We start from the raw sequence: 9026 nt of genomic DNA, 5'->3' as shown, positions 1-9026 counted from the left end.
GGATCGACACCTCGATGGCGATCGACTTCTTGGCCGCGCCCAGCGACGCGCCCTCGAAGATGTCGAAGACCGAGACGCCGGTGACCAGCTTCTTGTCGGCAGCGAGTGCGGCGCGCACCAGCGTGCCGGCCTCGACCGTCCTGTCGACGACGAAGGCGAAGTCGCGCTTCACCGCCTGGAAGGCGGAGAGCTCCAGCTTCGGCTTGGTCCGTGTCGGCTTGGCTTTTGGCTCCGGCACCGCATCGACATAGACCTCGAAGCCGCAGAGCGGCCCGGAGACATCGAGCGCTTCCAGCGTCTTCGGATGGAACTCGCCGAACGTGCCGAGCACCGTCCTCGGCCCGAGCTTGATCGTGCCGGAGCGGCCGGGGTGGTACCAGGCCGGGCCGCCGGGCTCGATCTGCAGCCGGTCGACCGGCGCGCCGCAGGCTTCGAGCGCGGCGATCGCGTCCGCCTTGGCGTCGAACACGCCGACTGGCCCGGAATTGCCGGCCCAGCTGCGGCCGGAGCCGTCGAGTTTGGCCGTGCCGCGCCGCACGCCGGCGGCGACGCGCCGCTGCTGGTCGGGCAAATCGCCTTCATAGGTGCCGGAGACTTCGAACAGCGCCACGTCGCCGATGCCCCGGTCGGCATTGCGTTGTGCCGCCGAAATGAGCCCAGGCAGCAGCGAAGGCCGCATGTCCGACATGTCGGCGGCGATCGGGTTGGCGAGCTTCAGCGCCGTCTGGCCGCCGCCGAACAGCTCGGCATGCTTTGCCGGAATGAAGGACCAGGTCACGGCCTCCATCATGCCGCGCACGGCCAGCGCTCGCTTCGCCGCGCGGGTGCGGATCTGCAGTGTCGTCAGGATCCTGCCGTTGACCGCGTCATGCGCGCCAAGCGGCTGCGGCGCGATGTTGTCGACGCCGTGGATGCGCATCACCTCCTCGACCAGGTCGGCCTTGCCGTCGACATCCGGCCGCCAGGACGGCACCTTCACCTCTACGTCGTCGCCCGAACTGCGCGGCTCGAAGCCGAGGCGGGTCAGGATAGCGAGCGCTTCCTCTCTTGGCACCTCGATGCCGGTCAGCCGCCTGACCTCCGACAACGGGAAGGAAACCACCTTCGCCCTGTGGCCGGCATAGCCGGCAACCTCGATCTCCGTCGGCATACCGCCGCAGAAGTCGAGCACCAGCTTTGTCGCCAGTTCGAGGCCTGGCACCATGAATTCGGGGTCGACACCGCGTTCGAAGCGGTAGCGCGCATCGGAGATGATGCCGAGCGTGCGGCCGGTGCGCGCCGTGGTAATCGGGTCCCAAAGCGCCGACTCGATCAGCACGTCGGTGGTGTTCTCATCGCAGCCGGAATGCTCGCCGCCCATGATGCCGGCGATGGATTCGACGCCGTCCTCGTCGGCGATCACGCACATCTCGGGCGTCAGCGTGTATTCGCGGCCGTCGAGCGCCAGTACCTGTTCGCCGTCCTTTGCCCGGCGTACGGTCAAGTTGCCGGCGACCTTTGCGGCATCGAACACATGCAGCGGCCTGCCGCGGTCGAAGGTGACGTAGTTGGTGATGTCGACCAGAGCGCTGATGGGCCTGAGCCCGATGGCGAGCAGCCTCTGCTGCAGCCATTTTGGCGACGGGCCGTTCTTCACGCCTCTGACCAACGTGAGCGCGAAGCCGGGGCAGAGCTCCGGAGCCTCGATCTTGACCTTGACTGGACACATGCCGGTACCGGCATGTGGCATGATCCCGCCGCCGACGAGCCGGCCGAGCCCGCTCGCCGCGAGGTCGCGTGCGATGCCGTAGACGCTGGTCGCATCCGGCCGGTTCGGCGTCAGATTGATCTCGATCACCGGGTCGTCGAGATGGGCATAGGCGGCGAAGCTGGTGCCGAGCGGCGCATCCGCCGGCAAGTCGATGATGCCATTGTGCTCGTCGGAAATCTCCAGCTCGCGCTCGGAGCACATCATGCCGTGGCTCTCGACGCCGCGGATCTTGCCGACCGAGAGCGTCACGTCGATGCCGGGAACATAGGTGCCGGGCGCGGCGAAGGCGCCGATCAGGCCGGCGCGGGCGTTCGGCGCGCCGCAAACCACTTGCACCGGCGGCTTGCCGTCGCCGGTGTCGACCGTCAACACGCGCAGCCGGTCGGCGTCGGGATGCTGTACTGCCGTCAGCACTTTAGCGATGACGAAGGGCTTCAGGCCCGCCTTGTCGTCGACATGTTCGACCTCGAGGCCGATCGCGGTCAGCCGTTCGACGATCTCGGTCAGCGACGCGTCGGTCTCGAGATGGTCCTTGAGCCAGGAGAGGGTGAATTTCATAGCTGTGTTCCGTTGGGTCTGGGCACGCTGGTCTTCAGGTGTCTCGGCAAGTCGTCCGGCATGTGCAGGAAGGGAAGCTGCTCGCGCACATGGGCATGGTGCGTCGGCTTGAAATAGGCCGGCATGTCCATGGCACCGAGCGTGAAATAGATGTGGCCGCTGAGCCGCCCCTCCACATAGGCGATTGGCGAGCCGCAAATGCCACAGAAGGAGCGCGTCACCGGGCCGTTCTCGAACTTCTTCAGCGCCTTGCCGTCGAGCGCCACCTGGTCGGCCATGAAGCCGACAAAGGCCGACACCGGCGCGCCGCTCGCCCGCCGGCAATCGCCGCAATGGCAATAGCTGATGTGGTGCGGCTCGGCTGACGCCTCGAACCGCACCGCGCCGCAGCGGCAGCCGCCGGTGTGCGGCGCTGTCATGCGGAGAGGCCTCCGAACAGCGTCGGCATGTCGAGCGGCCGGAAGCCGTAATGCGACAGCCAGCGCACATCGGCGTCGAAGAAGGCGCGCAGGTCCGGCATGCCGTATTTCAGCATGGCGATGCGGTCGATGCCCAAGCCCCAGGCAAAGCCCTGGTATTCGTTGGGATCGAGTCCGCCATGGCGCAGCACGTTGGGATGCACCATGCCGCAACCCAGGATCTCCATCCAGTCGGAGCCTTCGCCGAAGCGCACCTCGCCGGGCCGCGAACGGTCGCACTGGATGTCGACCTCGAGGCTCGGCTCGGTGAACGGGAAGAAGGACGGCCGGAAGCGCATCTTGACGTTCGGCACCTCGAAGAACGCCTTGCAGAACTCCTCCAGCACCCACTTCATGTTGGCGACGTTGGCTGATCTGTCGATCACCAAACCCTCGACCTGATGGAACATCGGCGAGTGCGTGGCGTCCGAATCCTGCCGGTAGGTCTTGCCGGGAATGACGATGCGGATTGGCGGCTTCTGCCGCTCCATGGTGCGGATCTGCACCGGCGAGGTGTGCGTGCGCAACAGCTTGCGCTCGCCCTTCTCGTCCGGCTGGAAGAAGAAGGTGTCGTGCATCTCGCGCGCCGGATGGCCTTCCGGGAAGTTCAGCGCGGTGAAATTGTAATAGTCGGTCTCGACATCGGGACCTTCGGCGATGGCGAAGCCGAGGTCGCCGAAGATCGCCGCGATCTCGTCGATGACCTGGCTGATCGGATGGATGCGGCCGCGCTCGGCCGGCGACTGGCGCACCGGCAGCGTCACGTCGACTGTCTCGGCGGCCAGCCGGGCAGCGATCGCCACCTCCTTCAGTTCCGCCTTGCGCGCCGTGAGCGCCTCGGTGACGCGGTTCTTCAGCCCGTTGATCGCCGGGCCTTTCACCTGCCGCTCCTCGGCGCTCATCGCGCCAAGCGTCTTCAGCATTTCGGAGACCGAGCCCTTCTTGCCCAGCGCCGAGACACGCACCGCCTCGATCGCCTGCTCGTCGGCGGCCGACGCAATGTCGGCCATCAGGGAATTTTCGAGAGTTTCCATGTCACTCATGTTCCAGACCTGATTGAGCCAAAGAAAAACCCGCGCCAGCCCTGCCAGCGCGGGTTTCCCAAATCAAGTGTCGAAAAGCTTGGGAAGGCGCTGGTTAGGCTACAGCGCTTTCAAAAGCGTTCGGCGTGGTGTTCTTGAGGTATTCGAGCGCGACCTTGGCCTTGGCCACCAGCGCGGCGAAAGCCTGCGGCTCGTGGATGGCCATGTCCGACAGGACCTTGCGGTCGATCTCGATGCCGGCCTTGTTGAGGCCATCAATGAAGCGACCATAGGTCAGGCCGTGCTCGTGGGTCGCGGCGTTGATGCGCTGGATCCACAGCGCGCGGAACGAGCGCTTGCGGTTCTTGCGGTCGCGATAGGCGTACTGCAGCGACTTTTCCACCGCCTGCTTGGCGATGCGGATGGTGTTCTTGCGGCGGCCGTAGAAACCCTTGGCGGCTTTCAGGACCTTCTTGTGCTTGGCGTGAGCGGTGACGCCTCTCTTTACGCGTGCCATGTCATGATCTCCTTAAAACGTTGTCCAGGCCGAATGCTCAGAGGCCGTTCGGCAGAAAATTCTTGATGACCTTCTTGCCGTCCGGTTCAGCCAGAACCATCGTGCCGCGGGCATCGCGAATGAACTTGTTGGAACGCTTGATCATGCCGTGGCGCTTGCCGGCGGCAGCCGACAGCACCTTGCCGGTGGCAGTAATCTTGAACCGCTTCTTGGCGGCCGATTTGGTCTTCATCTTGGGCATTTTGCTACTCCGTATTGTGGGCGCACCATCGCGCTTCTTGTTCGCTTCGGGCCGACCAAAGCCCGAAAAGCAAATGAAACCGCCACGGCATGCCCTGCCGGGCGGTTTTTGTTTTTTGCTCTGCGTATCGTGCGTTCCGTAAATCAGAGATGATTTCCGGGCCGATACGCGGAACGGCGGTCCTATAGATCAAAGCGGGCCCGGGCGCAACACCTCAGGCTGTGCGACGCTCTGTCCTTCAGGGAAGGCGGAAAAGCACCGGCAGCACACCCGACTGCTGCGCGCCGTCAATCAGCTCGAAGGCCGGCAGGGCGACCAGGAACACCAGCCCGTCGAGCAGCGTGGTGAGCAGCAGGCGCGGCTTGAAGCTGCCGGTATCGCCTTCATCGTAGAGCGAGAGGTTGGGAAAGAAGCGCGGCACGCGCGCGACATAGGTCTGGTAGGGTGCGCCGAGCGCCTCCTTGAGGAACTTCTCCTCGCGCAGGATGACGATGTGGAAGGCGCCGGCGCATAGGGCCGCGAAGAGGATGATCCCGGTGAACGAGCCGATCTGCGCCCCGACGCCGGCGGCGGCGACCGTCGAGAACACATAGAGCGGGTTGCGGGTGATCGAGTAGGGGCCGCCGGTAACCACTTCGGAGGATTTGCGTCCGCCGATATAGAGCGTCGACCACAGGCGGCCGACGACGCCGAGGAAGATCAGCAGCACACCCAACATCTCGATCGATTCATGCACCCAGGTATCGGGCGGAAAGGTCGACTGGCCGAACAACAGCGCTGCGAACAGCACCACGATCAGCGCCGCAATCACCATTCTGCGTATTTGCTGGTAATTGCCCAAGCCATATTTTGCATGGGTGGTGTCAGGGTATTTGACGTCATCGACCATGATACATCCGATCGTCGAGATTGCCGGCGATCGGAATGAAAACTGGCGCCCCGCCGATCGTCGGGACGCCCTGCTCCGCAATTCAGGCGGATTTTAGGGCACGCTGCGGTGAAGGCTGGTCAATTCTGCTTTCTCGAAGCCGGGGTCGAAGCGAAGGCTTGGGCAGTCATGCGGCACGGATCGGACTGGAAGAAGGTGCCCGCCCCGTTTAACGGGGCGCCAGCACCATCATCATCTGGCGGCCTTCGAGCTTTGGTTCCGCCTCGACTTTGGCGATCGGCGCCACCTCCTCGCGGACCTTGTTCAGAAGCTGCATGCCGAGTTCCATATGCGCCATCTCGCGGCCGCGGAAGCGCAGCGTCAGCTTGACCTTGTCGCCTTCCTCGAAGAAGCGGCGCACCGCCTTCATCTTGGTCTCGTAGTCATGGCTGTCGATGTTCGGGCGCATCTTGATCTCCTTGATCTCGATGACCTTCTGGTTCTTGCGCGCCTCGGCCGCCTTCTTCTGGTTGGCGTATTTCAGCTTGCCGAGATCGAGGATTTTTACGACGGGCGGCTGTGCGTTGGGCGATATCTCGACGAGGTCGAGCCCGGCTTCTTCGGCGAGCAGCAATGCGTCGTTGATGGAAACTTCGCCACGGTTCTGGCCTTCGGCGTCGATAAGCTGGACCCGGGGAACCCGGATGTCACGGTTGGAGCGCGGCCCATCCTTGGTGGGCGCCGCTGCTTTGAAAGGTCTGCGAATGGTCGTGGTCTCCTTGGGCCGTTTCGTTCAGGGTTCAAAAGTTCGGATCGTCGGGACGCGCCAATGTGGTGAGCGCGCGGCGCAAGTCAATAGCACAGGCTTCTCAAGAAATCACCTGATCCCGCGCCTGCACCAAGCAAAGAAAGTTACTGAGCACTTTTCGTCGAACGCCCCGCCGTGCCAAAAGACCGGCGTGAGGAACAGGACCTATCGCCAGCCATGACCGCCAACGCTCCCGTGTTTCTGGATGTCGAGGGAACCAGCATCGCCGTCAGGCAGGCGCAAGGTGCCGCGCCCGGCATCGTCTGGCTCGGCGGCTACAAATCGGACATGCTGGGCACCAAGGCCGAGACGCTGGCCGGATGGGCGGCAAAAGATGGCCGGGCCTTCTTGCGCCACGATTATTCCGGCCATGGCGAGTCCGGCGGCGCCTTCGCCGACGGCACCATCTCGAAATGGCTGGCCGAAAGCCTTGCTGTGTTTCGCCGTTTCACGCAGGGCAGCCAGATCCTGGTCGGCTCCTCGATGGGCGCCTGGATTGCGTTGCGCATGGTGCAGGAGCTGCGCAAGACGGGTGACGCCAACGTCGCCGGCCTGGTGCTTCTGGCGCCGGCGCCGGATTTTACCGCCGAGTTGATCGAGCCGGTGCTGACCGAGGCGCAGAAACACGATCTGTCCGAGAAAGGGTTCTTCGCCGAACCGTCGGACTATTCGGCCGAGCCCTATATCTACACCCGTGCTCTGATCGAGGACGGCAGGCGGAACCTGGTGATGGACGGGCCGATCGATACCCATTGCCCGGTGCACATCCTGCAGGGCCTCGCCGATCCGGAAGTGCCGTCCAGCCATGCGCTGAAGCTCGCGGCGCTCCTGCCGGCCGACGACGTGACGCTTTCGCTCATTCCTGACGGCGACCACCGCCTGTCACGGCCGCAGGATCTCGACATGCTGGTGCGGGTGGTGGGCGATGTGGTGCAGCGAGGCCCGTGAGCATGCGCATCTCCATTCCGATATCCGCTTTCGTTGCGGCGATCATCGGTTTCGGCGGCACGCTGGCCGTCGTCATCGCCGCCGCCAAGGCGGTCGGCGCGACCCAGACCGAAACCGCGAGCGGGGTGACGGCGATCTGCCTGGCGATGGCCGTCGAGTGCCTGTGGCTGTCCTGGCGCACGAAGATGCCCATTATCACCGCCTGGTCGACGCCCGGTCTGGCGCTGGTCGCGGCATCGAGCGGCTTTTCCGTGGGCGAGGCGGTCGGCGCCTTCATCGTAACTGCCGTCCTTTTGGTCGCCACCGGCCTGTTCAAGCCGCTGACCCAGCTGATCGCCAGGATTCCGCCGTCCGTTGCTTCCGGCATGCTGGCCGGCATCCTCGTCGGCTTCGCCACCAATGCCTTCAAGGCCATTCCCGGCGACCCCTGGCTGATCCTGCCGCTGATCGCGGCCTTCTTCGTCATCCGGCTGTTCAACCCGGCACTGTCGGTGCTGGCGGTGCTGATCGGCGGCGGGCTGGCCGCCTTCCTGACCGGCCGTGTCGGCGGCCTGCCGGTGCCGGAACTGTCGACGCTGACGCTGATCGCGCCGCATTTCACGGCGAGCGCCATCATCGGGCTCGCGCTGCCGCTCTACCTTGTCACCATGGCTTCGCAGAACCTCTCCGGCCTCGCCGTGCTCAGAGCCGCCGGCTATCATCCCGAGCCCGGCCCGCTGATCGGCGTTACCGGCTTCTTTTCCCTGCTGTCGGCGCCATTTGGCGGCGCCACCTCCAACCTGGCGGCCATTTCGGCGGCGATCTGCACCGGGCCGGACGTCCATCCCGACCCCGCCGAACGCTGGAAGACCGGGCCTTTCTACGCACTCGCCTATTTCGTCTTCGCCGTCTTCGGCGCCTCGCTGGTGGCGATCTTCGCAGTATTGCCGCAGAGCCTGATCGTGCTGGTGGCGGGTCTTGCGCTGATCGCGCCGCTGACCAACGCGCTTTCGATCGCGCTCAAGGACGAGGGCCACCGCATGGCCGCGATCGTCACCTTCGCCGTCACCGCTTCGGGCCTGACGCTGTTCGGCGTTGGCGCGGCATTTTGGGGCCTGGTCGCCGGCATGGTTGTGCTTTTCCTCGAAGAACTCAAAATGAGACAATCATTTCAACCTCTTGTCCGCTTTTGGGTGCGCTCGTCTTGAATCGCTGTTTTGCCCTTCCCATTTCGATTCCACGCAGCCGGAATTGGCTGTCTCCAACGGAAGGACTGGGAGAAAATGAACACAACTGCATTGATCCGTCCGGCCTGGACGCCGGCGACCATCGCACTGATGGTGATCGGCTTCATGGTGTTCTGGCCGCTCGGCTTCGCCATGCTCGCCTACATCATCTGGGGCGACCGGCTCGACGGCTTCAAGCGTGACGTGAACCGCGCAACCGACGGCATCTTCGCCGGCTGCCGCCGCGGCTCCGACAAGGCCGCGCGCTGGGGCCACGGCTCGTCGCGCACCGGCAACGTCGCCTTCGACGACTGGCGCGAGAAGGAGCTCGACCGCCTGGCCGAGGAACGCCGCAAGCTTGACGAGATGCTGACGGAGTTCGATGAATATGCCCGCGAGCTGCGCCGCGCCAAGGATCAGGACGAGTTTGACCGTTTCATGGCTCAGCGCAACAAGCCGACCGCTCCGACGACGACCACCGGGTCGACGACTTCGAAGCGCGGCAAGGGCTCGAACCTGCTTGACGACTGAGACCCCGCGACAGGTCTCGGCACGATAGGCGGCGTCGCGCGAGCGGCGCCGTTTCTTTTTTGTTCTATCCGTTTTCCTCGAATCGCGTATCGTTCTGCCATGACCATCGGGTTCTTCCGC

At 64.5% G+C, this 9026-nt stretch carries 10 protein-coding genes; 3 read left to right on the top strand and 7 right to left on the bottom strand.

Features of this window, described 5'->3' with window-relative positions; genetic code table 11:
- From pheT to infC, 7 genes are all read right to left on the bottom strand, one after another.
- A partial coding sequence (gene pheT / locus EN745_RS23335; protein ID WP_127422368.1) for a phenylalanine--tRNA ligase subunit beta occupies nucleotides 1-2308 on the bottom strand: 2308 nt, incomplete at its 3' end.
- Entirely contained in the window at nucleotides 2305-2727 is a 423-nt protein-coding gene (locus EN745_RS23330; protein WP_127422367.1) for a GFA family protein, read from the bottom strand. The genes EN745_RS23330 and pheT, both read right to left, overlap by 4 nt.
- On the bottom strand, nucleotides 2724-3809 hold the full coding sequence (gene pheS, locus EN745_RS23325) for a phenylalanine--tRNA ligase subunit alpha (protein WP_127422366.1): 1086 nt from the start codon (nucleotides 3807-3809) through the stop codon (nucleotides 2724-2726). The genes EN745_RS23330 and pheS overlap by 4 nt, the downstream gene beginning before the upstream one ends.
- Before the next feature lie 94 nt (nucleotides 3810-3903).
- Nucleotides 3904-4305 carry a 50S ribosomal protein L20 gene (rplT, locus tag EN745_RS23320; protein WP_042637600.1) on the bottom strand — a complete coding sequence of 134 codons (402 nt, stop codon included), beginning with the start codon at nucleotides 4303-4305 and terminating at the stop codon, nucleotides 3904-3906.
- Nucleotides 4306-4342: 37 nt separating this feature from the next.
- A complete protein-coding gene (rpmI, locus tag EN745_RS23315) occupies nucleotides 4343-4546 on the bottom strand; it encodes a 50S ribosomal protein L35 (protein WP_027166935.1) in 204 nt (67 codons plus the stop codon).
- Nucleotides 4547-4784: 238 nt separating this feature from the next.
- Complete coding sequence (locus EN745_RS23310; RefSeq protein ID WP_127422365.1) at nucleotides 4785-5435, bottom strand: isoprenylcysteine carboxylmethyltransferase family protein; 651 nt, start codon at nucleotides 5433-5435, stop codon at nucleotides 4785-4787.
- 208 nt (nucleotides 5436-5643) lie between these two features.
- A complete protein-coding gene (gene infC / locus EN745_RS23305) occupies nucleotides 5644-6180 on the bottom strand; it encodes a translation initiation factor IF-3 (protein WP_126057137.1) in 537 nt (178 codons plus the stop codon).
- A gap of 219 nt (nucleotides 6181-6399) precedes the next feature.
- Here infC and EN745_RS23300 point away from each other — a divergent pair, with 219 nt between their 5' ends.
- The 3 genes from EN745_RS23300 to EN745_RS23290 all read left to right on the top strand — a co-directional run bounded on the left by EN745_RS23300 (nucleotide 6400) and on the right by EN745_RS23290 (nucleotide 8906).
- The gene (locus EN745_RS23300) at nucleotides 6400-7170 is read left to right on the top strand and encodes an alpha/beta hydrolase (protein WP_127422364.1); all 771 of its coding nucleotides are present in this window, start codon (nucleotides 6400-6402) and stop codon (nucleotides 7168-7170) included.
- Between the two features lie 2 nt (nucleotides 7171-7172).
- Complete coding sequence (locus tag EN745_RS23295) at nucleotides 7173-8357, top strand: benzoate/H(+) symporter BenE family transporter (RefSeq protein WP_126057135.1); 1185 nt, start codon at nucleotides 7173-7175, stop codon at nucleotides 8355-8357.
- A gap of 75 nt (nucleotides 8358-8432) precedes the next feature.
- Entirely contained in the window at nucleotides 8433-8906 is a 474-nt protein-coding gene (locus EN745_RS23290) for a DUF2852 domain-containing protein (protein ID WP_126057134.1), read from the top strand.
- The last annotated feature ends 120 nt before the right edge of the window (nucleotides 8907-9026 follow it).

It is taken from the genome of Mesorhizobium sp. M4A.F.Ca.ET.022.05.2.1 (assembly GCF_003998845.1).
Classification (GTDB): domain Bacteria; phylum Pseudomonadota; class Alphaproteobacteria; order Rhizobiales; family Rhizobiaceae; genus Mesorhizobium.
This window is presented reverse-complemented; position numbering and strand designations above follow the sequence as displayed.

Coding starts and splice junctions, on each gene's coding strand:
- EN745_RS23295 (WP_126057135.1), top strand. CDS start 7,173: ATGCGCATCTCCATTCCGATATCCGCTTTCGTTGCGGCGATCATCGGT.
- pheS (WP_127422366.1), bottom strand. CDS start 3,809: ATGAGTGACATGGAAACTCTCGAAAATTCCCTGATGGCCGACATTGCG.
- EN745_RS23330 (WP_127422367.1), bottom strand. CDS start 2,727: ATGACAGCGCCGCACACCGGCGGCTGCCGCTGCGGCGCGGTGCGGTTC.
- EN745_RS23310 (WP_127422365.1), bottom strand. CDS start 5,435: ATGGTCGATGACGTCAAATACCCTGACACCACCCATGCAAAATATGGC.
- EN745_RS23290 (WP_126057134.1), top strand. CDS start 8,433: ATGAACACAACTGCATTGATCCGTCCGGCCTGGACGCCGGCGACCATC.
- EN745_RS23300 (WP_127422364.1), top strand. CDS start 6,400: ATGACCGCCAACGCTCCCGTGTTTCTGGATGTCGAGGGAACCAGCATC.
- rplT (WP_042637600.1), bottom strand. CDS start 4,305: ATGGCACGCGTAAAGAGAGGCGTCACCGCTCACGCCAAGCACAAGAAG.
- rpmI (WP_027166935.1), bottom strand. CDS start 4,546: ATGCCCAAGATGAAGACCAAATCGGCCGCCAAGAAGCGGTTCAAGATT.